26 protein-coding genes are annotated in these 25,369 nt (G+C 36.8%); 4 read left to right on the forward strand and 22 right to left on the reverse strand.

Features of this window, described 5'->3' with window-relative positions:
- Positions 1-16: 16 nt before the first annotated feature.
- A complete protein-coding gene (locus HXV90_RS17985; protein WP_054549443.1) occupies positions 17-352 on the forward strand; it encodes a YuzD family protein in 336 nt (111 codons plus the stop codon).
- A gap of 54 nt (positions 353-406) precedes the next feature.
- Here the strand turns inward: HXV90_RS17985 and HXV90_RS17990 are convergent, their stop codons facing one another.
- A complete protein-coding gene (locus HXV90_RS17990; protein WP_004228288.1) occupies positions 407-1,471 on the reverse strand; it encodes an NAD(P)/FAD-dependent oxidoreductase in 1,065 nt (354 codons plus the stop codon).
- A gap of 269 nt (positions 1,472-1,740) precedes the next feature.
- On the opposite strand from HXV90_RS17990, the gene HXV90_RS17995 reads away from it, so the two are divergent.
- Positions 1,741-1,977 carry a YuzB family protein gene (locus HXV90_RS17995; RefSeq protein ID WP_004228286.1) on the forward strand — a complete coding sequence of 79 codons (237 nt, stop codon included), beginning with the start codon at positions 1,741-1,743 and terminating at the stop codon, positions 1,975-1,977.
- Between the two features lie 79 nt (positions 1,978-2,056).
- On the opposite strand, the gene HXV90_RS18000 is transcribed toward HXV90_RS17995, so the two are convergent.
- Together HXV90_RS18000 and HXV90_RS18005 are read right to left on the reverse strand one after the other, a co-directional pair.
- Positions 2,057-2,809 carry a TIGR01457 family HAD-type hydrolase gene (locus HXV90_RS18000; protein WP_066038189.1) on the reverse strand — a complete coding sequence of 251 codons (753 nt, stop codon included), beginning with the start codon at positions 2,807-2,809 and terminating at the stop codon, positions 2,057-2,059.
- A complete protein-coding gene (locus HXV90_RS18005) occupies positions 2,806-3,258 on the reverse strand; it encodes a DUF86 domain-containing protein (protein WP_048394413.1) in 453 nt (150 codons plus the stop codon). Before HXV90_RS18005 ends, HXV90_RS18000 begins: the two co-directional genes overlap by 4 nt.
- Before the next feature lie 88 nt (positions 3,259-3,346).
- Between HXV90_RS18005 and HXV90_RS18010 the strand changes: the two genes are divergently transcribed.
- Complete coding sequence (locus HXV90_RS18010; protein WP_009371988.1) at positions 3,347-3,613, forward strand: DUF3055 domain-containing protein; 267 nt, start codon at positions 3,347-3,349, stop codon at positions 3,611-3,613.
- 83 nt (positions 3,614-3,696) lie between these two features.
- Here HXV90_RS18010 and HXV90_RS18015 read toward each other — a convergent pair whose 3' ends face one another.
- From HXV90_RS18015 to sufC, 15 genes are all read right to left on the reverse strand, one after another.
- On the reverse strand, positions 3,697-3,891 hold the full coding sequence (locus HXV90_RS18015; protein ID WP_175400780.1) for a hypothetical protein: 195 nt from the start codon (positions 3,889-3,891) through the stop codon (positions 3,697-3,699).
- 51 nt (positions 3,892-3,942) lie between these two features.
- On the reverse strand, positions 3,943-4,470 hold the full coding sequence (locus HXV90_RS18020; protein ID WP_066038191.1) for a D-glycero-alpha-D-manno-heptose-1,7-bisphosphate 7-phosphatase: 528 nt from the start codon (positions 4,468-4,470) through the stop codon (positions 3,943-3,945).
- 113 nt (positions 4,471-4,583) lie between these two features.
- A complete protein-coding gene (locus HXV90_RS18025; RefSeq protein WP_004228271.1) occupies positions 4,584-4,931 on the reverse strand; it encodes a YutD family protein in 348 nt (115 codons plus the stop codon).
- Positions 4,932-4,964: 33 nt separating this feature from the next.
- Positions 4,965-5,882 carry a lipoyl synthase gene (lipA, locus tag HXV90_RS18030; protein WP_004228269.1) on the reverse strand — a complete coding sequence of 306 codons (918 nt, stop codon included), beginning with the start codon at positions 5,880-5,882 and terminating at the stop codon, positions 4,965-4,967.
- Positions 5,883-5,989: 107 nt separating this feature from the next.
- Positions 5,990-6,787, reverse strand: a complete 798-nt coding sequence (yunB, locus tag HXV90_RS18035) for a sporulation protein YunB (RefSeq protein ID WP_048394406.1) — start codon at positions 6,785-6,787, stop codon at positions 5,990-5,992.
- A gap of 23 nt (positions 6,788-6,810) precedes the next feature.
- Positions 6,811-7,920, reverse strand: a complete 1,110-nt coding sequence (locus HXV90_RS18040) for an HD-GYP domain-containing protein (protein ID WP_066038192.1) — start codon at positions 7,918-7,920, stop codon at positions 6,811-6,813.
- Positions 7,921-7,953: 33 nt separating this feature from the next.
- On the reverse strand, positions 7,954-9,321 hold the full coding sequence (locus HXV90_RS18045; protein ID WP_269897704.1) for a bifunctional metallophosphatase/5'-nucleotidase: 1,368 nt from the start codon (positions 9,319-9,321) through the stop codon (positions 7,954-7,956).
- 20 nt (positions 9,322-9,341) lie between these two features.
- Entirely contained in the window at positions 9,342-10,166 is an 825-nt protein-coding gene (locus HXV90_RS18050) for a sulfite exporter TauE/SafE family protein (RefSeq protein ID WP_054549446.1), read from the reverse strand.
- On the reverse strand, positions 10,166-11,023 hold the full coding sequence (locus HXV90_RS18055; protein WP_054549447.1) for a DUF72 domain-containing protein: 858 nt from the start codon (positions 11,021-11,023) through the stop codon (positions 10,166-10,168). The genes HXV90_RS18050 and HXV90_RS18055 overlap by 1 nt, the downstream gene beginning before the upstream one ends.
- A 156-nt stretch (positions 11,024-11,179) precedes the next feature.
- Complete coding sequence (locus HXV90_RS18060) at positions 11,180-12,178, reverse strand: ABC transporter substrate-binding protein (RefSeq protein WP_257962015.1); 999 nt, start codon at positions 12,176-12,178, stop codon at positions 11,180-11,182.
- A 242-nt stretch (positions 12,179-12,420) separates the two neighbouring features.
- Complete coding sequence (gene sufB / locus HXV90_RS18065) at positions 12,421-13,818, reverse strand: Fe-S cluster assembly protein SufB (protein ID WP_016993620.1); 1,398 nt, start codon at positions 13,816-13,818, stop codon at positions 12,421-12,423.
- 99 nt (positions 13,819-13,917) lie between these two features.
- Positions 13,918-14,343: a Fe-S cluster assembly sulfur transfer protein SufU gene (gene sufU / locus HXV90_RS18070; RefSeq protein ID WP_016993621.1), complete on the reverse strand. Its 426-nt coding sequence runs from the start codon at positions 14,341-14,343 to the stop codon at positions 13,918-13,920.
- Positions 14,333-15,562, reverse strand: coding sequence for a cysteine desulfurase (locus tag HXV90_RS18075; RefSeq protein WP_048394396.1), 1,230 nt, complete (start codon positions 15,560-15,562; stop codon positions 14,333-14,335). Before HXV90_RS18075 ends, sufU begins: the two co-directional genes overlap by 11 nt.
- Positions 15,562-16,869, reverse strand: a complete 1,308-nt coding sequence (sufD, locus tag HXV90_RS18080; protein ID WP_048394394.1) for a Fe-S cluster assembly protein SufD — start codon at positions 16,867-16,869, stop codon at positions 15,562-15,564. The genes HXV90_RS18075 and sufD overlap by 1 nt, the downstream gene beginning before the upstream one ends.
- Before the next feature lie 18 nt (positions 16,870-16,887).
- Complete coding sequence (sufC, locus tag HXV90_RS18085; protein WP_016994918.1) at positions 16,888-17,667, reverse strand: Fe-S cluster assembly ATPase SufC; 780 nt, start codon at positions 17,665-17,667, stop codon at positions 16,888-16,890.
- A gap of 641 nt (positions 17,668-18,308) precedes the next feature.
- Here sufC and HXV90_RS18090 point away from each other — a divergent pair.
- Positions 18,309-19,211, forward strand: a complete 903-nt coding sequence (locus tag HXV90_RS18090; RefSeq protein WP_048394390.1) for a glutamate biosynthesis transcriptional regulator GltC — start codon at positions 18,309-18,311, stop codon at positions 19,209-19,211.
- 29 nt (positions 19,212-19,240) lie between these two features.
- Here HXV90_RS18090 and HXV90_RS18095 read toward each other — a convergent pair whose 3' ends face one another.
- Genes HXV90_RS18095 through HXV90_RS18110 form a run of 4 tightly spaced genes read right to left on the reverse strand, consistent with a single transcriptional unit; the run spans position 19,241 to position 25,356 of the window.
- Positions 19,241-20,287 carry a glycosyl hydrolase family 18 protein gene (locus HXV90_RS18095; protein ID WP_269897705.1) on the reverse strand — a complete coding sequence of 349 codons (1,047 nt, stop codon included), beginning with the start codon at positions 20,285-20,287 and terminating at the stop codon, positions 19,241-19,243.
- Positions 20,288-20,309: 22 nt separating this feature from the next.
- Positions 20,310-22,061, reverse strand: a complete 1,752-nt coding sequence (locus HXV90_RS18100) for a polysaccharide deacetylase family protein (RefSeq protein ID WP_269897706.1) — start codon at positions 22,059-22,061, stop codon at positions 20,310-20,312.
- Complete coding sequence (locus HXV90_RS18105; RefSeq protein WP_269897707.1) at positions 22,058-23,926, reverse strand: glycosyltransferase family 2 protein; 1,869 nt, start codon at positions 23,924-23,926, stop codon at positions 22,058-22,060. The genes HXV90_RS18100 and HXV90_RS18105 overlap by 4 nt, the downstream gene beginning before the upstream one ends.
- Positions 23,923-25,356, reverse strand: coding sequence for a polysaccharide deacetylase family protein (locus tag HXV90_RS18110; protein WP_241489981.1), 1,434 nt, complete (start codon positions 25,354-25,356; stop codon positions 23,923-23,925). Before HXV90_RS18110 ends, HXV90_RS18105 begins: the two co-directional genes overlap by 4 nt.
- Positions 25,357-25,369: the final 13 nt, after the last annotated feature.

Here is a 25,369-nt window from a genome sequence, read left to right on the forward strand (position 1 = left end):
AAGGAGAGAAAATACTATGCCATCAACAAAACCTATGATTGAAATTTATGGAACAGCTGTCATCTGTGCTAGTTGTGTCAATGCCCCATCTTCCAAGGATACATATGAGTGGCTACAAGCAGCCATCAATCGCAAATATCCAGATCAAGCATATGATATTCGCTATATCGATATTGAAGGTCCAATTGAGAATGAACGCGACCAAGAGTATGCGTCACGTATTCAAGACGATGAATTTTTCTACCCCCTTGTCCTCATTAACAATGAGGTAGTTGGAGAGGGCTATGTCCAATTAAAGCCTGTATTTACGGCCCTTGAAAATTTAGGGTTTGTCCCAGACGAAACGGTTTAATAAAAATAAAGGGATTGTTTCAAAATGATTTTTGAAACAATCCCTTTTAGCTAATTAATCATTTTGACGTTTGTAATACCATAATAATCCTGATTTCATTAAGCGAGCGATACGCCCAGTTACTGTTGTATCAGCTAAGTATACAAAGCCTTGTTTTTTACCAAGAGCTCCCATAAAGCCTTTTAATTTAATATCTGGCATCTTCTCTGGTAAATGTTCACCTTTCCAACGCATACGAAGTACTTTCACAATTTGCTCCGCTTGTTCCTCTGCTAATTGTGCTGTTGGGGCTAAATCTGATGAAGCACAATCTCCTACAACATAGACATGTTCATCATCGAGTAAATTAAAATACTGTGTGACAAGTGGACGGTCATGTTTATCTTTCTCAACATCCATATCACGCACAATTTTGACTGGCTGGACACCTGCAGTCCAAACCACTGCATCGAGTAAAATTTCATCATCATGATTAAAAATTTTACCTGGCTCTACTCTTGTAATATTTGAATTGGCAACCACATCAACATTATGCTTAACAAACCAATCCTTTACATACTTACTTAGTTTTTCTGGAAAATCTTTCAATATACGTTGACCACGGTCAAATAGCTTGATTTTTAAATCTGAGCGACTTTCACGTAGCTCACTTGCAAGCTCAATTCCACTTAGGCCAGCCCCTATAATTCCAACTGTAGACCCAGCTGGTAACCCACAAAGTGCTTGGAATGTTGCACGTGATTTACCCATTGTTTGAATGCTGTACGTATACTCTTCCGCACCTGGTACACCATGATATTTATCTTCACAGCCAAGCCCAATGACTAAATCATCATATTCTATACGTTGTCCGTCTTCAAGAATGACTACTTTTTCCGCACGATTAATTTCAACGACTTCTCCATATACGGCTGTTAAACGTTCATGCTCTGGGAAGCTTACACGAATTTCTTTATCTGTTGCTGTCCCTGCCGCCAATGCATAAAACTCTGTTTTTAAACTATGGAAAGGGGCTCTATCTACTATAACTACCTCTCTGTCTAATGGTAGGCTGTTTAATAGACGAAGCATGACACGCATATTGCCGTAGCCGCCACCTAAAAGTACTAATTTTCCCATAATAGTCTCCTTTTATATCTCTTTTAATAATTGTTCACAAAGTATCCACAAACGAGTATAACCGATTGTGAGAAGTTTCACAATATCAGAATGAAATTTTGTGAAAGATTTCACAAAATAAACGAGAACCTGTTCATTTCTATTGATTTTTAAGCCATTAATAACAAATTCCCTTTATCTTTTATTAAAAAACGTTTCTTTTCTCTTAAACATAAATAATTGACGAAAATCGTAAAACCGAGTAGCATTACTTTGGTGAGGTGACATGGATGAATCCAATGGTTGAATTTTGTATAAGTAATTTAGCAAATGGCTCTCAAGCAACTTATGAAGTACTCGAACGCGATCCAAACATCGACGTTTTGGAATATGGCTGCCTCAGTTATTGTACAAAGTGCTCAGAATCCTTTTATGCAATAGTAAACGGTGAATTAGTAGAAGCAGATTCTCCTGATGAATTAACGAAAGCCATTTATCAATTTATTGAAGAAAATCCTTTATGGTAGTTTTCTAAAATACCTATATGAATAAATTTGAACAAATAAAAAGGATGTTATGCTGAAAATTAGCATAAACATCCTTTTATTACTTTAGTACGTCCACTACATATGTAGGTTGGCATTCTTTTTCGAGGACAATCTTTGTAGGCGTCACCCCAGTATTCACATGAATGGTGTCACAGCCAAATCGAATGCCACACATAATGTCCGTATCATAATTATCACCGATCATTACCATGTCTTCTTTCGCAATTCCATGTTCGGTCGCAATTACTTCCAGCATGGCTGGCGATGGCTTACCAATATAGATTGGTTCAACATCTGCAACTTCTCCTACCAATCGTGCAAAAGAACCATTGCCTGGTAAGAACCCGTATTCTGTTGGGAATTTAATATCTTGATTCGTGGCAATAAAGGTCGCTCCTTGCTGAACAAAAACCGTGGCCCTAGCAAGTGCCATATAATCAAGCGTACGATCAATCCCCATAACAAATACATCGGGCTCATCCTCAACAGGCACAATATTTTCATTGAGTAGTGCCTGACGAATACCATCTGTACCCATCATCGCTACTTTTTTGCTTGGAAAATGTAGGGCCACATACTTTGCTGTGACCAATGCACTTGAATAAATATGCTCTAATGGCGCGTTCACGCCAATAGACAGTAAAGCTTCTTGCAGTTGTTCTCGCGTCTTCGAAGAATTATTCGTTACATAGAATGGCTCAATTCCTGCTTGCTGTAAACGATGAATAAAAGCTACCGCAGAAGGAATACCTTCCTTCCCACGGTAGACAGTACCATCTAAATCAAAGCAATAGGCCTTATATTGTTTCATTGATGATCCTCTGGCAAAAATGCTGAAACAGGTCCTAATTCATTTGTTAAATAATTATGAACTGCTGGCGAGAACTGCTTTAAAGCCATTAGATTGGCTGTTAGTACATGGATAACCTCTTGGATATCTACCTCTATAAACTCACGCACTAGCATTTTACGTAAGCCAACAACTGCTTTGTATGGTGCTTCCAAATCAGCAGCTACAACTTTTTCATCGACTAAAATATCAATAATATCCTCGTAGCTTCCTGGATCGCGCATAATGAAACCGTCAATCATTAAATTTCCTACATCCATCATTGACTCCATAATGTTGTGTCCAATTCGCTCGATAGCTAATTTCTTTATATCATTCTGAAGCCAGTTATCCTCTGTCTCCAAAATAGTTAATAGCCCATCTAAGTACTGTAAATTTTTTGTGATTTTATTACGATCTACAAAATACACAAGGAAAGCCCCCATTCAAATCTTTAAAAGTTGATAGTCTTTTCTCTTCTATAGTACCATAACTATAGGATTGGAAGGAGATTAAAAGATGGAACGTTTTTTTTTATATGATGATGTAGAAGATACGAAAACAAGATTTGTTAGTTTTGCTGGACAAAAGCTACGTTATGATTTAGCTATATTACAATCTGGCCGCTTCTTTGGAAAAGTGCTTGTCATGGATATCCAGTTCGGTCGCTTTGCTATTATTGGTCCTGATGATGTAGAAGAGCCTGGGTACTTAGAACATGTGTACAATCGCACAGAGGAAGAAACAATCGAATTACGGGAATACTTGCGTGAATTATTGAACTAACACCCATTTTATTGGGTGTTTTTTTATATAACATAAAAAAATTTCGCTAGCCATGGGCGATTGCGAAATCTTTTTACGTATTGTTATTTATTTAAAGTGGATGGATTATCTTTATTATGGGGCTTGTCTTTATTTTCATTATCATTTTGCTTTTTCGCTTGCTGATTTTGACCAATCACAGCTAAATCGTCTACACTAATATCAAAACCATACCCATATTCCTCTCGATCTAATGGCTTTTTATTGCGTTTTTCTTTTGCCAACATCATCACCTCCATTCATAAATTATCCCTTTTTTAATGATTTATACGCCCTTTTTCTCAATACGTTTAAGCTGTGACATCCTTAATAATCCACTGGGCAGCGCTTATTAAATCTGGAAAGACAGCATCTGCTAATGAATCTTGTTCCCCTAGGAAAACACCCTTTGTTCCTGCCCGTTTTCCTGCAATAATATCCGTATCTGTATCGCCTACCATATAGGATTTTGATAAATCAATGTTATATTTCTTTCCTAAATCCACAATTAATTTGCTATTGGGCTTGCGGCAGTCACAACCTGACTTAGGTTTGTGCGGACAATAAACGACTTCATGGATCACTGCCCCTTTTTTCTTTAGCTCCTTCACCATATGTTCATGTATTTTCTGTAAGCCACTTTCCTTCATAAAGCCTAAACCAACCCCACCTTGATTTGTCACGACAAACACATAATCAAAATGCTTATTTAGCTTTCTGATTGCCTCAGGCACTTGCGGTAAAAAGTACAAATCCTTAGGCTTATTCACAAACTTCACACGATTGGTCAGTACTTCATTGATAACACCATCACGATCTAAAAATACGGCTCTTTTCATTTGCAACACACCTTCGATAAGCTGTTTTGTGCTCTAGTTTTCCCCAATTACACAAAAGCTAACAATCATGAAAAAAACCTGATGCCTATCACATCAGGTTTTTGTATAAGAGTTTATTCTGCTAAAGGTTCATGGTCTGTTGGCTTTGTTACTTCACTCATATCCACTACTTCTGGCTGTTTCATAACTTTCCCCAATTTACGTAATACGAAATAAGCACAGCCAAAATTACAGTATTCATATAGATAATCTTGAAGCGTACTTATTTTTGTATCAAAAGTGGATTTTTGATTTTTATCATCAAAAAACCCCTTTAAACGTAACTGGTTATAGCCCCAATCACCTACAATATAATCGTATCTGGCTAAGATATCTGAGTATCTTTCCTGAAAAACTTCCTCCTGAAAGGCCTCGCGATAATCTTCTATTAGTTCATATTCTAATCCTTCAACTATGATCAAAGTGACACCACCCTTTTCGTTCAGCCTTGACGTTTACACTTCCGCTTGTAATTGACGTTCTTTCGTTGCAGCATTTACTTGTTCGTCTGCATGATAACTACTACGTACAAGTGGGCCAGCCTCACAATGCTTAAAGCCTTTCTCCATGGCAATCTTACGCAGTTTACCAAATTCTATTGGTGAATAGTATTTTTTAACTGGTAAATGCTTTTTCGTTGGCTGTAAATATTGACCGATCGTCATAATATCTACATTATTTGCACGTAAATCGTCCATGACTTCTAAAATTTCTTCATGTGTTTCGCCTAATCCAATCATTAGTGATGATTTCGTTGGAATTTCAGGCTGCATCTCTTTAGCTAAACGCAGGAACTCTAAAGAGCGTTCGTATTTTGCACGAGCGCGCACTCTAGGTGTTAAACGGCGTACTGTTTCAATATTATGATTTAAAATATCTGGTTTTGCATCCATTAACATTTGAAGGTTCTCCTTCATCCCGCCTAAATCTGATGGCAATACCTCAACAGATGTGAAAGGACTTTTACGACGAATTGCACGTACTGTTTCTGCTAAAACTTGCGCTCCGCCATCCTTTAAATCGTCACGTGCGACCATTGTAATAACAACGTGCTTTAAATTCATAATGGCTACTGAATCTGCAACGCGCTCTGGTTCTGCCAAATCTAGTTCATTTGGTAAACCTGTTTTCACTGCACAGAAACGACAAGCACGTGTACAAACGGAACCAAGAATCATCATGGTAGCAGTACGTCTCTCTCCCCAGCATTCATGGATGTTTGGACAACGAGCTTCTTCACATACTGTATGCAGATTTTTCTCACGCATCAGCTTTTTAAGCCCTTTATATTCATCATTCGTGTTTAGTTTTATTTTTAGCCAATCTGGTTTTCTTACATGTTCTTCTTTACTTGTAGGTTTACAAGATGTCATACGAATATCGCCCCTATCAAAAATATACATTTTTTAATATTAACTATCTTCACTGTTGTCAATGTAACATATTAAAGGCACTCCAACAACTATCACAACAAACATTTCTATTTATAAGGGACAGGTATTTCTATGGACGGTTGTGGCGCGTCACTACTATTGGTATAAATGTTTGGAACAGGTCCCCTTGTTAGACCCATCGCTACAGGTATATCCTGGGCAACGGTAGAAGACTTACTAGCGAAAGGAACAATAATCTGAACATTTACCTCTAAATGAATACCTACCTCCACATAAGCACTATTGATTCCAAATTCTTGAATAGAGGATGTCACATTACTATGAACATTCCCAATCACATGGAAGCGAATCGGGATCTTTGGCCCCAAATTTCCAAGCAAGGGAATATTGGCTGCTTGACCAAGCGGTACAAAAAAGACAATGCCATCACCATCTTGGATCCTGTTAATATCATATTCAACATTATCTAATTCAGGTAAATGGGATAGCTCTCCCTGTTCAGCTTGCTCCAAATACATTTTAACAAGCTCTAATGTCTCTGCTCGAACACGATTAATGATTTCTGTATTAAACTTAGTCGTCATCATTTCAGACGTACCTGGAGGAATATCTTCAATGATATCATTTACATCTAATACATTAGAGGTACGTGAATTAATGGCTTTACTCACAACATATGAGGCAATCTTCGTAGTTTGCACTTCCGCATATTGCAAATAGGTTGGCATGAGCCGTTCATTTAAATAATAAATAAATAATATAAGGCAAACAACCATACTAACAATTAAAATCGTTAATTTATTAAGACGCATTCCCCTTCTACCATATGAGCGTAATTTCATTCTTTTTCGAGGGAAAAACAAAAAAATCTCCTCCTGTTCCATAACGTATGAACAGGAGGAGTAATTTATTCTACTTTTGCGGGAACCACATAATCCGTCTCAACATTTTCAATTGTTACATCAGGATAATCCACTAAATTAATTTCATATGTAGCTGCGAGCAATTGATCTTGTTCTTCAAAAATACGAATCCATGGTAATGCCGCATCCAACGTGTTTTGTCTAGATACAATCCCACGGCGTCCATCTGATAATTTTAAAATAACACCATTTGGATAATGAACAACAGCTCTTTTTAAAGCTTTTACAATTCGAGCATCATAAAGAGTGCCCGAGCCAGCTTCAACAATAGCTAGTCCTTGTGAAGGGAGCATCTTCTCCCGGTATACACGATTCGTTGTCACCGCATCAAAAACATCTGCAACACCAATTATCTTGGCAAATGGATGAATTTCAAAGTCAACAAGTCCTCTTGGATAGCCACTTCCATCAATACGTTCATGGTGTTGGAAAGCACAGTGCGCCACAAGCAGAGAGATTGAATGTAAATTCCGTAATAAATCAAAACCGTAACGAGCATGCATCTTCATCATTTCAAACTCATCATTCGTTAAACGTCCTGGCTTTGTTAAAATATCTTTCGGTACCATTAGTTTACCGACATCGTGTAATAATGCACCTATCCCGATCAAACGTAAATCCTCAGCAGAGTAGCCAAGTTCTTTGGCAATGGCAATAGAATACAATGTCACTTGGAAAGAGTGTTGATATAAATATTCATCAAATAAATAAGCATCTGTTAAAATGGTTAGAATTTCATTATTTCCAGTAACTGCAGAAAGTAATTCATCTACGATCGAAACAATTGTCTTTGATTGCTGATCTAATATATAAGAAGCATTTACTGGATTCAAACCATCAATGGACTGGAACGAATCCTTTATAGTTTTGATGACTTTATTTCGCATAGCAGGTGGAACGGTCTCTTCTACTTCTATTCCCTCAGAAATCTCATCGTCAATATATAAATAATGTGTATTTAACTGTTGAAGTCTTTGAATAATACGGTCATTAATGACAACATCTTTCTTTAAAAGCGGATGACCTGCCTCATTCCAAATGGTTCTTCCTAATACCATTCCTTCTTTTAATACATCGATTGAAATTAATCGCATGACTTCTTCCCCATTCCATTCTTTAAACTCTCTCTATTGTTTAAAGAATCTTTGACCATAATCTATCATAATGTTTCGTAAAAATTCAGGTAAAATATATTGTTTTTTTGCATATTTAAAACTTGGATAAAAATAACCAAATGTAAACAGATCCAATGTGACCAGTTTATAAATGTGATTTTGATCTGCTAGCTTACCATTAATTAATAATTGCCGATTTTCATTCATGGAAAATCCATATGTCAATATTTTTCCAAAAATGACGCCTCTAAACCCTAATCCTTTTAGTTCGATATAGGGCCATTCTTCATTTTTGGATTGCATATAAATTTCTTTCATTTCAGCGACGGATAATTCAATTGTACATAAATTAATTGGATGTGGAAAAATTCGGTGCAAATCTAAGGCAGTCACTATTCCCTTAGGAAGACCATCTAAAAATATTCCTGCATTGAATAATGCACAGTCCGCTCCGCTTTTTTCCAAAATTGCATGTGCAAATAAATCAGATAGCTGTGAATAATGGAACCATTCCTTGTTGTAGGCTTTCTTTGTTGTAAAAACTGGAGTATCCAATATTCTATTTCCTTCATCCTCCAAAAACTGTACCACTTTCTGTTCATTTTTAACAATTGGCAAATCCTTATTATGAATTAAAGTATCCTTTTTTTCAACAATTTCCCTCAATTTTTTATCATATTCTATGATAAGATGTCCAGTATATTGGCCAAACTTACCTCCACCTGTCAGTAAAACCCCATTAATCACTTTGCCCTCTGGTAGGACATGATGAGTATGAGAGCCGAATATAACATCAATTTCTGGACACTCATCCGCTAAGAGCTCATCCTCTGTAATGCCTAAATGGGATAAGCATACAACAATGTCTACTTCTTCACGTAGTTGATGCGCTAAACGTAGCAGTGTACTTCTAGCGTCGTCCATATGCCAATTTAATTCTTCATAATATACTTCAAACATGGCCGTGGCTGCAATGACGCCAATCTTCGTACCCATTGCTGTTGTTAAGATTACATAAGGCTTCATCCATGCTGGCTTCTTCCCGTGGGAGGCATATACATTTGCAACCACAACATCAAAATTAGCATTGTCATATAAGTGGAAGAGCTCTTCATGGGATAATGTAATACCTTCATTGTTGCCGATTGTCACCACATCGTAACCCGCCTCATTTAGCAATCGCACATTACCTTTCCCAACTGTTGCTTCTGTATAAATGTTGGAACGATCTAAATGATCTCCCACATCAAACAAATAGCTTGTTTCCCCGATATTCCCTAATTTATTGCGCATTTCTTTCACATAGCTTTGCATTCGTGGCCAATACTTAAAATGACTATGCAAATCATTTGTGTGAAAAATATGGATCTTTTCAAGCATTAAAGCCACCTCACTTCAAATTAAGCTAATATGCCTTCTATAATAGATCGAATTCCTAGTAATAATAGAATAATCCTTAAAGCTAGTACAAGTGTATCGGATTTAATCCTCTTATTTAACGCAGCACCCAGCTTTGCTCCAACATAAGCACCAGGAATAACTGGAATAGTATAAAGCCAGGGTACATGACCGAAATAAACATGGCTTGCAGAATTAACAATGGACGTTAAAAATACCATAAACATCGATGTTGCCACCGCGACATGTGGGGGGAATAAGAATAAAATAATCATTGCTGGCACGATCATGGAGCCGCCACCTATTCCAAATAAACCAGAAGCAAAGCCAATACCAAATGTTAATGTAATAGCAAACCAAATGGGATAGCCATATACATAGGTTTTTCCCTCAGAGTCAGTAAACTCTTGCTGCATACCATTTTTTACAAACCATTTTACAGGCTTCAGTTTGTCTCTCACAAGCAAAATAATCGATAAAATAATAAGTAAAATACCGAAATATAAATTAAAGGATGGTAAATCTAATCCTTTATTGACCCATGCGCCAAGGATTGTTCCTGGAATACTTCCAATAAAGAATATAAAACCACTTTTATAATCCACCGTTTTAGATTTCATATAGCTTAGCGTGGAGGCAAGTCCCGTGAAAATCATCATCACCACTGATAAACCGACTACTTTTTGTGGTGTAATATCTGGGATCATTCCTAAATTTAAGCCGATGTATAATGTTGCTGGTACTAATACTACACCACCACCTAGCCCAACTAATGAGCCAATTAGACCAGCAAGCAAGGCAATGATGACTAATAAAATAAACTCCATTATAGTTCCCCTTCAAACATGTTTAATTGTTTAGGTGCCAACCCGACATCGTTAATATTCAACATACCTTGTAGCTCCTTTGCGTTTTTCGCTGCATGATTACCAGAATTATTATTAAATAAAACGAAGAGTTCATTGACCTCTGGTTCAAGCTTTTTCATGCTATCCCCAAGCTGCTGTAATTCTTCTTTATTATAATCATATAAGAAGCGAACTTTACGCCAATTTTCTGCATTTCCTGTGTTCCGCCATCCATGTATATTGCGACCATGGAGACGAATCAACGCTTTATTTGCAGTCACTACAGGGTAGAAAGGAACAGATCCTACACCAGCCTGTGGTTCATCACAAATCGTATGGATAAATTGATGTTCTCGTAAGAAATCTATCGTCTGCTTGACAACATTTTCTGCATACCATGTTTGATTTCGAAATTCAATCGCTACTTCAAAATCCTTTAACTGCTGTCGGATATACAATAAATATTGCACATTTTTTCCTTGGCAATCAAACCATGGTGGAAATTGTGCTAATACCATGGCTAGCTTTCCATAACGTTTAAATTCATTGGCACATTCAATAAATGCATTGAACATATCATTTTTTGATTCAAAGGGAATCTCTCCACGTAAATGACCCGTCATTCCTTGGTAAGCTTTCACAACAAAACGGAAGTTTTCAGGTGTATCCTCACACCATTTCCGAACATGCTCTTTGGCTGGTATGGCATAAAAAGAAGTATCTACTTCAACCGTTAAAAAATGACCTGTGTAATCAAATAATTTATCCTTTGAAGTAGTCACTCCACTATAAAGTGAAGGGTGATCGCCCCAACCAGTTAATCCTACTACAATCATGTGACATCCTCCTCTATGTACATAATCATAGCACACAGTATGTCACTACAAATAAACATCATGTAAAAAATATACCTTCTTTTATCACTTAATTATGCCAAAGAAAAAGCATGAGTCCATATTCCATTGAACTCATGCTACTATAACAGGCGACGTTTATTTCACAAGATTTTGCTGAATAGCCTCTAAAAACTTAATTCGGCTATATGCAGGGCCACCTTCCATTAATGGATCTAGTACATTAACAAATACTTGGTCATTTTTAAATGCAGTAATATTTTGGATGATTGGATTCTTTTTAAAGTCTTCTAAAGCATTCGGCGCGTCCGCATTTTCATCTGTTGAAAACTGCACAAATAAATAATCAGGATTCATATCTGCAAGCTGTTCCACAGAAATGGCCTCTTGAGATTTTGCTTTAGCAACTTCATTAGGTACTGCTAAACCAAGCTCTCCATAAAGAACTGCATTTAAAAATACTTCTTTTGGATAAACATACGCTTGTCCCCCACGAATACGAATAGCCGCTACTTTTTGATCTTGTAGTTTTTCAGTTAACGTGGACTTAGCAGCTTCAATATCAGCTTTATATGTAGATAAGATCTTCTCAGCATCTGCTTGCTTACCAGTTAGTTCTGCTAGTAAATTCAAATTAGATTCCCAGTTCGTCGAAATATGTGAAACTAAAATTGTAGGTGCAATTTTCTCTAATTTACTTTGTACCTCTTCTGGGAACTTTGTGGACCCTAAAATGACATCTGGATTTAATTCTAATATTTTTTCAAAGTTTGGTTTAATCTTCTCACCAATAGATTCTGCTTTGTCTGTTACAGAAGCATAGATCTCAGGGAACTTGCCACCAATAGCAATAGCTCCAACTGGGTGAACATCCAGCACAACCATATCCTCCATTGCTTCCATAGCTCCTGTTACAACAATTCTTTCAACTTTTTCTGGCACTTCATAGCTTTCACCAAGATATTCAATCGTTCTTGTGCCATTTTCATTTGTTGATTCTTCTTTTGTCTGTGTCACTTCTTCTTCTTTTGGTGTATCAGTGGAAGATTCCTCTTCTACTGCCTTCTTCTCTCCACATGCGGCGAGAATGAGCATAAATAATGCTATGAAACTAATAAATAAAAACTTCTTTTTCATTTACCTATTCTCCTTTGAATGATGATTAACTATCTCATCTTGCTTATTGAAGTACTGCACATCTTCTAGATTTACCTTCCCCCTTTTTAATTGATATTGATTCTCATTATCATTTTAGTATGTAATCTTAAATAAATCCAGTACTATTTCGATATATTATAATTATCCACTTTCTTTCACGACGTAAAAACACAAAAAACCCCTAGTCACAATTTATGTTGTGACTAGGGGTGGCTAATAAATTAACCGATAGAACCTTCCATCTCGAATTTAATCAGACGGTTCATTTCTACTGCGTATTCCATTGGTAGTTCTTTTGTGAATGGCTCGATGAAGCCCATTACGATCATTTCTGTTGCTTCTTCTTCGGAAATTCCGCGAGACATTAAATAGAATAATTGTTCTTCAGATACTTTTGAAACTTTTGCTTCGTGCTCTAAAGATACATTATCATTAAAGATCTCGTTATAAGGAATTGTATCAGAAGTCGATTGATTATCCATAATCAGCGTATCACATTCGATGTTAGCACGTGCACCACTTGCTTTAGGACCGAAACGAACTTGTCCCATATACGTTACCTTACCACCTTGTTTAGCAATCGATTTAGAAACGATTGTTGAAGATGTGTTTGGTGCCATATGGATCATTTTAGCGCCAGCATGTTGATGTTGTCCTTTACCTGCTAATGCAATCGATAATGTCATACCACGAGCACCTTCACCTTTAAGGATACATGCAGGGTATTTCATTGTTAATTTAGAACCGATGTTACCATCAATCCATTCCATTGTACCGTTTTCTTCTACAACTGTACGTTTCGTTACAAGATTGTAAACATTGTTCGCCCAGTTTTGAATTGTTGTATAACGGCAATAGGCATCTTTACGAACAACAATTTCTACAACTGCTGAGTGTAAAGAGTTTGTTGTGTAAACAGGAGCTGTACAACCTTCAACATAGTGTACGTGAGCGCCTTCATCTACAATAATAAGTGTACGTTCGAATTGACCCATATTTTCTGAGTTAATACGGAAGTAAGCTTGTAACGGTGTTTCTACTTTAACACCTGGTGGCACATAAATAAATGATCCACCTGACCATACTGCTGAGTTTAAAGCAGCAAATTTATTGTCTGTGTAAGGAATCACTTTGCCCCAATATTGTTTGAAAATATCTTCGTTTTCACGTAGAGCAGAGTCAGTATCTTTGAAGACAATACCAAGATCTTCAAGGTCTTTTTTCATGTTGTGATAAACTACCTCAGACTCATATTGTGCAGATACACCTGCAAGATATTTTTGTTCAGCTTCTGGGATACCTAATTTATCAAAAGTTGCTTTGATTTCATCAGGTACTTCATCCCATGATTTTTGAGTAGCTTCTGATGGTTTTACATAGTACGTAATTTCATCAAAATCTAAATCCCCAAGATCGCCACCCCATTGTGGCATCGGTTTTGTATAAAATGTTTCAAGAGCTTTTAAACGGTATTCTAGCATCCATTCTGGCTCTTGTTTCATATTTGAAATTTCACGGACGATTTCTTCAGTTAAACCGCGTTTTGAACGGAAAATTGATACGTCCTTGTCATGGAAACCGTATTTGTAATCGCCGATATCAGGCATTTTTTTAGCCATCGTTTCTCCTCCGTTCATTGAGATGTATTTTTCTAGGTAATCATCCCTTGCTTTGAGTGAAGGCATAGTAGCTTTCACTCAAGAACAAGGAAGTAAGATTTATTTCACACCTTTTTCCATTGCTTTCCAAGCCAATGTTGCACACTTAATTCGTGCTGGGAATTGTGAAACACCTTGCAGTGCCTCAACATCCTCAAGGTCATATTTATCGCTGTACTCCTCACCCATCATCATTTTAGAAAAAATATCAGAAAGCTCAATAGCTTCCTCTACTTTTTTTCCTTTGATGAGCTGTGTCATCATTGATGCAGAGGACATAGAAATAGAACAGCCTTCACCATCAAATTTTGCATCCTCTACAACACCGTCTGTCACTTTCAATGTTAAGTGAATACGGTCGCCACAAGTCGGATTATTCATATCGATCGTTACAGCATTCTCATCTAAAGATCCTTTATTACGAGGATTTTTATAGTGATCCATAATGACTGAACGATATAGTTGATCTAAATTATTAAAAGACATCGCCAAAATACTCCTTCGCAGAACGTAACCCTGCAACTAAACGGTCAATATCCTCCTCTGTATTGTACAGATAGAAGCTTGCTCGTGCTGTCGCTACTTGCTGAAGACATTTCATTAGTGGCTGTGCACAATGATGTCCTGCACGAACAGCAATACCATTCATGTCAAGCACCGTTGCCACATCATGTGGATGTACATCATCTAGATTAAATGTTACTAATCCACAACGCTTCATAGGGTCACGTGGGCCAAAAATTTTCAAACCGTCAATTGTTTCAAGTTGATCCATTGCGTAGCCTGCAAGCTTATGCTCATGCTCTAGAATGTTATCTAACCCGATATCAGTTAAGAAATCAATAGCGGCTCCTAAACCTATTGCACCTGCAATAATAGGCGTTCCACCTTCAAATTTCCACGGTAATTCCTTCCACGTTGACTCATAAAGCCCAACAAAATCAATCATTTCGCCACCAAACTCAATTGGCTCCATCTTTTCAAGGTGTTCCTTTTTACCATATAGTACACCTATTCCAGTTGGTCCGCACATTTTATGCCCTGAGAAACCTAAGAAATCTACATCCAAATCTTGCACATCAATTTTCATATGTGGCGCAGCTTGTGCACCATCGGCTACCATGACAGCACCATTAGCATGTGCAATTTGAGCAATTTCTTTAATTGGATTTATTGTTCCAAGTACGTTTGATGCCATAGACACCGAAACAATTTTTGTTTTAGGTGTGACTGTCGCACGTACTTTCTCTAGGCTAAGAGTGCCGTCTGCTTCAAGCTCAATGTATTTTAAAGTTGCATTTTTTTCTTTGGCTAATTGTTGCCAAGGAATAATATTGGAATGATGCTCCATATGAGTAATGACAATTTCATCACCCTCAACAACATTTGCACGACCATAACTTGTCGCAACTGTATTTAAAGCGGTTGTTGTACCACGCGTAAAAATAATTTCCTGTGTGGATTGCGCATTAATAAACTTACGAACCTTTTCACGAGCACCTTCATATTTATCTGTTGCACGGTTTCCTAGTGTATGCACGCCACGGTGAACATTGGAATTATCAAATTCATAATAAGCTTTAATCGCTTCAATCACTTGAACAGGCTTCTGAGACGTCGCTGCACTATCAAGATATACAAGTCTATGACCATTTACATCCTGATTTAAAATTGGGAAATAGCTTTTAATGTCTTTATTCATCATTAGCGAACTTTCCTTTCAATAACCTCCGTCAGTTGCTTTTGAACGCCTTCAATTGGTAATTGCGTAACAACTGGCGCAAGGAATCCATGGATAACAAGGCGCTCTGCTTCTGCTTTCGAGATACCACGGCTCATTAAATAATAAAGCTGTAATGGATCTACTCGACCAACAGATGCTGCGTGTCCTGCTGTTACATCATCTTCGTCAATTAATAAAATTGGGTTTGCATCCCCACGAGCTTTTTCTGACAGCATTAATACACGTGATTCTTGTTGTGCATCGGCTTTTGTCGCACCATGCTCGATATAGCCAATACCGTTAAAGATTGACTGAGCTGCATCTTTCATTACACCATGCTTTAAGATATGCCCGTTTGAGTTTTTACCCCAGTGACGAACCTCAGTAGTGAAGTTAAGTTTTTGTTCTCCACGACCAACTACGACTGTTTTTGTATCTGCATGAGAACCGTCACCAATCAAATGCGTAATGTTTTCAGAGATTGTATCAGAATCATTCATTAGACCAAGAGCCCAGTCAACTTTTGCGTCACGCGCTAAACGTGCACGACGATTAACATATGTCGTAAATCCTTTTGCAAGGACATCTACTGCACCATATGTCACCTGTGCATTATCTTGAACAACGACTTCCGCAATAATATTCGCTTGCCCTTTTGCCTCTTCAACTGTTGAAACATAAGTTTCCACATATGTTACTGCTGAATTCGCTTCTGCTACTACTAAAACATGGTTATATAATGAAGCTTCCGCATTGTCATTAAGGAAAACAACTTGAAGTGGTTGCTCAATGATCACGTTTTTTGGTACGTATACAAACACTCCACCATTAACAAGTGCTGTATGAAGTGCTGTTAACTTATGCTCATCTACTTTAACAGCTTCTGTCATAAAGTATTTTTGTACAAGTTCGCCATGTTCACGAACTGCTGTGAAAATATCAGTAAAAATAACACCTTTATCAGCAAGTTCTTGTGATGCCTTAATATATGCTGGTGTATTATTACGTTGAATATATAGGTTTTCTTGTGCTTCAAGGTCAATTAAACCTTTTGCTTCTTCAGGTAGAGCATCCAATGAAGGGAATGCCTCACTATGAACTGCCAACACTGGGAAGTTCATGAAATCCCATTTTGTAATATTCGTTCTATCTGGTTTTGGCAAATCTAAACCAGCTACTTTGTCTAGTGCTGCCGCGCGAAGTTCTGTAAACCAAGTAGGTTCACCATTTGCTTCTGAGAACGAGCGCACGTCCTGTACTGTTACAGGCAAGTTAAGTTCCACTGTCATGCTAGTTCGTCCTCCTTCTTATGCTTCTTGTTCTTCTGTTTCTTCTTCGATTCCTAATTCTTTTTTAATCCAGTCATAACCTTCTGCTTCTAAGCGTTGTGCAAGCTCTGCACCACCTGATTTTACAACACGTCCTTGCATCATTACGTGTACATGGTCTGGTGTAATGTAGTTTAATAGGCGTTGATAGTGTGTAATCATTAAGCAGCCAAAGCCTTCACCGCGCATTGCGTTGATGCCTTTTGAGACAACTTTCAATGCATCGATATCAAGACCAGAGTCAATTTCATCTAAGATTGCAAATGTTGGTTTGATCATCATTAATTGAAGAATCTCATTACGTTTTTTCTCCCCGCCAGAGAAACCTTCATTTAAATAACGTTGAGCCATATCTTCGTTCATTTCAAGGAATTCCATGTTTTTATCTAATTCACGGATAAATTTCATTAATGAAATTTCATCGCCTTCTTCACGACGCGCGTTAATTGCTGAACGTAAGAAATCAGCATTTGTAACACCAGCAATTTCAGATGGATATTGCATTGCTAGGAATAAACCAGCTTGAGCACGCTCGTCTACTTCCATTTCAAGCACATCTTCGCCATCTAACTCAACAGTACCTGAAGTTACTTCATATTTTGGATGACCCATAATAGCAGAAGCTAGTGTTGATTTACCAGTTCCGTTTGGTCCCATAATTGCGTGAATTTCGTTTGTATTAATTGTAAGATTTACGCCTTTTAAAATCTCTTTTCCGTCGATAGCAACGTGAAGATCTTTAATAACTAAAGTTGACATGAAAATACCTCCATAGTGTTCAGTGAATGGGTCAACCATTCCTTAATTATCATCATTCTAATCTTAACTGAAAATCGTTCTCTATGCAAACCATTTCAATTACTTTCCCATTCCTTAAATAAAATCTTTAAAAATAAAGACTTTGTAAGCATTTTCAGATTATTACTACTTCACCTAAACAATGAGAATAGACTTTCTTCATTTTCAATAAAATCTCCCTAATTGAGAATTGATTTCATCTAGCTACATAGTGAAAACCTCGAGAAAAGTGCTAATTGTAGCGGTTTTGTGACAAATTAGCATAAACAACATATCTATACTATAACCTATTTCATTAAAATGGAATCAATTTAAGTTCATATTGGAAGAAAGAAATTTTGCTATAAAAATTAATGGATTGTATCCTCAAAAGAAAGTAATTTTAGGTAAATGAAAAGACAGAAACGTAGATTGTATCCAACATTTCTGCCATTTCTCCATTAATTTAGATGATATGCCCATAAATATCCTTTAGATACAGTAAAAATGCATCTAACAGCTTATAATTTTTATTTTGACATAAACAGTCATTTTTCATCTTAAATAATATATAATTAAGGTATAATCAATCTTATTTTTAGATTAATAGAGGTGAAATGTTAGTGGAGTTACGTCAATTACGCTATTTTGTAGAGGTTGCTGAACGTGAGCATATTTCAGAGGCTGCTGAGCATCTTCATGTAGCCCAATCTGCCATTAGTCGGCAAATCGCAAATCTTGAGGATGAGTTAGGCACTCCGTTATTTGAACGAGTGGGACGAAATGTCAAATTAACACCAATAGGGAAGACATTTCTTGAGCATACCATTACGGCATTAAAGGCCATCGATTTTGCAGCAAAGCAAGTAGAAGAATATCTTGATCCTGCAAAGGGCTCAATTAAAATCGGCTTTCCAACAAGTTTAGCTAGCTATGTTCTGCCAACCGTTATTTCAGCCTTTAAACGCGAGTATCCTGATTTACAATTTCAACTCCGTCAAGGGTCTTATCGATTTTTGATTGATGCAGTTAAAAATCGGGAGTTGAATCTCGCCTTTTTGGGACCCCTGCCCCCGAAGGACGAATCCATTCAATCAACCATTCTGTTTACTGAAAATATTGCCGCACTCCTACCAGCCAATCATCCATTAGCTAAAAGAGAAAGCATACAGCTTGCAGAGTTGAAAAATGATTTATTCGTATTATTTCCAGATGGTTACATTTTGCATAAGGTAGCGATGGATGCTTGTCGAGCTGCAGGCTTTTTACCAAATGTCATTTCAGAGGGAGAAGATTTGGATGCACTAAAGGGCTTAGTCGCCGCTGGCATAGGTGTTAGTCTATTACCAGAGAGCTCTCTTTATGATTCAGCAGCTCGCTTTACCATCAAGGTCCCTATTGAATCTCCTACAATCCCTAGAACTGTTGGTATTATTTCACCCGTAAATCGAGAAATTGCACCATCAGAAATCATCTTCTTAGACTTTGTGAAAAACTTTTTTTCTCGCCTTTCACAATTCCAATAAAAAAATCGCCTTTTGGGCGATTTTTTTTATTATTCTGTTGATTGCTCAGCAATCCATTCTATTGTTTTCTCTCCTAAGCCTCCTGCACGCCATAATACAACGTCATGATAGCTTTTCTTTTGAACGTAAGTAACCCATTTTTCTAGCGTTTCTTGATCAGCATACCAAACTTCATGGCTGACATTATTGTCATCTACATATGAAAAATAAACGGCTCCACTTGCTTGATCACGCTGCTTAGCTGCTTTTTTATCGGCTAGTAATTGTTCAGCCTCCAGCTCTGTTAAAGCGACTATTTTGCCCTGAGCTACCCAATCAAAACCTCCAGTGGCAAAGGCGATAGCTAAATCTTGATTAGACTTCTTCATTTTTTTTACTAAATCATCTAGAAAAGAAAAAGTAGCTTTAGCACCTGGCCCACTGTGGTAACCATGAACATTATAGGCCATTACTGTATAGTGAGGTCCATCTGGCAATTTCACATCAAATGGAAAGCGTGGTTCGAGTACAACATGCACTGTAACATCCTTTTTGGAAAGCTCTTGGTAAAGCTCTTCTAAAAATAGGATATAGTTTTGAAGGTCATCTTTAGCCACCTTTTCATAATCAATCTCAATGCCATTTACTTGATATTGTTCCACAACCCGCAAAATATTTCCAATATGCTTTTGCCTTGCTGAGGAATCCTGCAATAATCTATGCAAAAGCGTGCTATCCTTTTGAACAGATGGAGCATTCTCTGTTACATAATCATTGATGAGTGTTAGGATCACATGATGGGAATCATTAAATTGCTGCTTGGTCTTTTGCAACATATCTACGGCATTTTCTGTTAACAATAGTTCATCATTGCTATTAAAATATGCGCCAAAAACACGTATATCTTGTAATCCAAGTTGAGAATTTTCTACATCTTTCATGGCGGATTTATTTTGCCATTCTGGTAACCAAATAGATAATCGGAGCTTCTCCTTATCGTTAAATTCTTCCTTTGCTTTAGCTGGCTGTTCTTTACTATTACTACAAGCTGTAATAAATAGTAGCGCAATACAAATAAATAACATAATGTTCTTCACTTGACTCTAATTTCACCCCGATTTAGAAGGTCTCGATAAAGAAATCAACGACATGATTAAATAACTCAGTGGATTTATACTTAACCTTCTCGAAATTCGTATATTGGTTCGTAAAAATAGTTTGATTGTTTTTATCTGTAATCAAAATATCTTCAATTAATGTATCGTAAATATCATCTGCATACTGTTCGTGTGAAGTGTTCTTATTACTGTACAACGCACCAAATCCAATCTGTGCCCCTTGTAATTTCGGATTTATTTGAACGGTCTCGGATAATACATTATCTACATCTATTTCTATTTTATCCTTATTTATAGCAATGTTAAATACTCTTTTTTCCGTTAAGTTTCTTGGGTACTCTTCTTCATCTATACGTGACCCTTTTTGCGTATCATGATAAGTGTAAACTGTTGCTTTATTAAATGCGTATTCTTCTTCATTCCACTTAATTTCATTTAATGGAAAGCGTTCTTTTTCAACAATTCCCCCGCCTGGTAATTTTTCACTTATTACAATCTCATTATCGACTAGTACAATTCGTAAATAACTATTTGTTTTTTCATCGTAATTTACATAGAAAGCTTGTTGGCCAACCACATTCCCTTTAAACGCAAAATTCACATTATATTGATCTGGCAGTTCCTCCTTTAAAAGAATTCTGCCTTCACTTGATGGTGCTGAAGTTAAGGTAATCTCATTATTTTCATATTCTGCCGCACCATTTATCACTTTCCAGTGTTGTGCTACTTCCTGATCTCCTATCTTAAATTGTATGTTTTGCCTACTGGCCTGTCTGATCTTCATCATCACATGATTAGTTGACCAATATGGTGATACTTGTAATCTGCTTAAATTATAAATATCTGCCTCTTTATCATTGTAGGCTCCTAATTCTAGATTAAAATGCATACGAAACTTATCTTTAATTTCTTTGTTATTCACACTTTCTACGAGAGGATCCATATTGTTATAAAGTGAGTTTGCATGCATAATTGCGTAGGCTTTAGGGACTTCCCCCAACTCTTCATGATAGATATCCTGCATTAAATTGTAGTCCTTCTTAATACGAGCCTCCATCTCTTGTCGAGTTTCACTTGGTATCATATATTGATTACGAATAAAATCCATTAAATAATGATTATAGTATTCTATTGTTGTTTTATTAGGTACGTTATTTTCATCTATGACGCCTAAGGACTGTCCTTTATCATTAAAAATATTAATATAGGTTAACCTATATCCATTGGAGCCCATTTCCCAATAACCGCTTTTTTCCATCAGTTTTAAATCTTTGGGCTTTAAAAATTTATTATCGGTTGTATCCATTTTATTGGCATACGTAAACATCGTCGCCTTATAATTTAATTTTTCCATAATATTTTGAGCAAAAATACTAGAATCTGTACGTCCATCTTCAAATGATAGATACAAAGCTTTTTCTGGCAATGGTTTATCATGCTGATAGAAGTCTAAAATATCCTTTTGAGTAATGGTTTGATACCCTTGTTTTTCTAACAAAGTTAATTGTTCTTCTAAATTCTTTTTAGACACATATTTAGGTGATTCATTTCTACTGACACCAAAATAGGAAAGGGCAATAAAACCCTCTTTATTATTTAATGGAACTGTTTCAGCTCCCCTTTTCTCTGTTAGAAAAACAGCTTTAATTAAAATGACAGCTAACAATACTACTATAATTAATTGAGCGATCGAACGGATGATTTTCCGACGATTTTTTTTAGCTGGCTGAAGCTCTACACTTTTTCCGTTCATTCCTTCTCACCCTTTTTTCTAATTTTCAACATCGAAAATCGGGATTTTCGTAATTTTTGCTTTTCCATTTTCTTTTCCTTCGCTAGAACATCCTGGGGTGTTTCCCTTGTCCCCCATGTAGATTTCCAAAAAGTCACCCAAGCAACTGGCATCTGCCATAGCAAAATAAATTCATAATAGAGGACAAAGATAAAACCAAATCCCCATAGTTTACTTTTTCTAAAGAATAGATGAGCCAAACTCATAAGCATGGCCATTAATAGTAAACCTATTAAAAACGTTGTAGGAAAAATACCATACATGACTGGTACATAAATTAAGTTATAAACAACGACAATTGGTGCTGCAATCGGCACAATTAAACCAATAATGAAGAAAAGGAACATAAACGGTTCTTTTTTCCACATAAATAAAAATGCACGCAAAGATTCTCGAAGCCAAGAACGTTTCCATCTCATTTGCTGAGATAGAAAAACTTTTGTGTCAGATGGAACAATTGTCGAACAAATGGCATTGTCCTGATAGCCTGTTCGATGTGTTTTTAAAATATAGTTTGTCATACTACGGTCATCACCAAAAGTTGCTGGCTGACCAAGAAATTTTTGATTAAGCCATGCTGTTTCATTTTTTAAAATTAGCTCTTTCCGGTAACAGGCTAGTGGTCCTGATAAGCAAGTAACCGTATCAAACCATGCTTCAGCTGCTTTCATGATACGGAAGGCAATATAATAACGAACCGTCTGTAATTTAGTTAGCGCATTAGTAAATTTATTTTCAACCTCTGTTCGGCCAGCTACACCGCCCATTTTGGGATCTTGAAAAGGTTGCACTAAATTACGGATTGCGTGTGGCTCTAAAAAACTATCGGAATCCACAAAAACAACTAAATCATGCTTCGCTTGATGAACACCCGCAACTAACGCTTCCCGTTTCCCACCGTTTTGTGGAAGCTTATAAAACTTTAATCGATCATTCGTCTTAAATCGTTCACCCTCTTGATGAATAAGGTTAATCATGTCGTATGCCTTTTCCTCTGTACGATCTGTTGAACAATCATCTACAACGATTACTTCTAATTTATCTACTGGGTAATATTGATTGATACAACTTGAAATCGTGCGATGAATCCACTCTTCCTCATTAAAGACTGGAATAATAATGGAGACACCTGGTTCAAACTTTGGATTGATCGGTACATTTTTATAGAAAATACCAAATAAATATCTACTTAATAGAAATGTTGCTGCAATAATACTATAAAGATATAAAAATTTATTAAACCTAAAGTAAATCACGCTTTCTGCTCTCATTAACATGACAATAAGCGATACGACCAATAAAAATAAACTAGCCATAAAAATAGAAATGCCCCAACGTTTTTTTGTCATATATTCGTTTAAAGGCTGTAAAAATTCACAGGCAGCATAATAACGTAGTTCTCCATCCACTTCTTTCGTAAAATAACGGACAACCTTAGCCTTTAACTTCACTTTGGCTTCATAGCCCTCAGGCATTGCACCACCCGGTATGTTGAAATTCATTGTTAAAATTTCATTTATTAAAAATTCATGAGGTTGATGAGAGTAAACGAGGATACCCGTTACCGAAATATCCTCTGCAAAAAGTTTTTCTGCGTTCACTTGGCGTTTTGCCCTTTTAATATGAACCTCAAAATGAGTTTCGTAGCGTAAACTTAATTGTTGAAGTCGATAGATTTCATTCACATCTGTCGGATCAATTTCCTCTTTCTGATAGGATGCTCCACGACGATTCACAAGGCTCCTTACATTTTCGGGATCGGGAATATTTGAAAGAATCCGACGGTCAGAGCGTGGTATCGTTAAGATCTCTTTTTTTGTTTTCATTGTTCATTCACATCCCTATTTGAATCTTCTTCAATCCAAGTAGACATTTTGCTAAAGCTATAACCATCTTCTAGAAGTTTTTCAATGATGAGCGGAAGTGCTTCTACCGTATTTGTTCCATCTAGGATATGCATGACAATGACCTTGCCGGGCCCAACCCTAGAAATCACCCGTTCGTAAATGTCTTGTGCTGAGTAATCTAAATTCCAATCAAAAGAAGCGATATCGTACATAGCAATTGTTTTAATTCCCGCAGCAGTAATGATCTTGGCCGTTCGCTCATCCATTATTCCTTGGGCTGGTCGGAAATATAGAAGCGGGGGCTCTTGTAAAGCATAGGTTAATGCCTGATGTGCCTTCACTAAATCATCTTGTAATTCTTCGGGTGTCATTTTTGTAACATCTAAATGGTAATAGGAGTGGCTTGCTACCTCATGACCTTCCTCTACAATCATCTTCGCTAATTGTGGATTCTTCTCCACACCACTTCCTATTAGGAAAAAGGTACTTTTGATATTATATTTACGTAAAACATCCAACACTTCTTTTACTCGTTTTTCATGTGCCCAATCATCAAAAGTAATAGCTATTTCCTTTTTTGTTGTCTCTTTTCGATAATATAAATTCGGCTTGGCTTGCTCATAATTTACATTTGGACTGACAGCATCATATCCTGAAATTTCTTCCACGGACTTTGTTAAATAACGTTTATCCAATAGATCACTCAAAGTAGTAATGGTATACTCGCGTTCTTTAGCTAATTGAGCTAATAATGGTATAGCATCAATAATGGCAGGATTAATGTATGTGTTGAGATGAATAATAGAGCCCCTATCAATATATTTACTGATATAATTAATCAGCTCCTGAGCACTTTGCATTTTTCTATCAAGTGGGTTAATAGATAATCCAATAACGGCTTTCATATCAAGCGCCTTAGCTGCTAAGCGCATATTATCGGTAACATCGCCTGAACGACTACGAACAAATTTTGGTGTATAGCCTAAATGCTCTTCAAAAATTTGATTGGTTAACATGATTTCTTCATACGTTTGGTCATAATCCAAAGACGTTACATCTGGAAATGTCAATGTACCGTTTTGCACCTCATGTCCCCTTTTTAAGATATCTTTCACAAGCTCTGGCTCTTGAGCAACACGCATTCCCTCTAGAAAAAAGGTAGCCTTCATATTCGATTCATCTAGTTTCGTTAATAATGACTTCATTGTGTCGTTATCTGCTAAGCCATTAAATGTTAACGATACTTTTGGTACCACAATATTGGCATGACTAATTAATTCACTTTTAGTACCATCAGATTTTTTGACCTCTATAGAAGAATCAACTGGATGAATCGTTTCTTGTGTCGCTGACTGACAGCCTGCTAAGAACAGCATGATGAGCAGACCACATAGTTTTAGTCGTTTCATTTCCTATGAATTC

The sequence above is a fragment of the Lysinibacillus sp. JK80 genome (assembly GCF_027557635.1).
Classification (GTDB): Bacteria; Bacillota; Bacilli; order Bacillales_A; family Planococcaceae; genus Lysinibacillus; species Lysinibacillus capsici.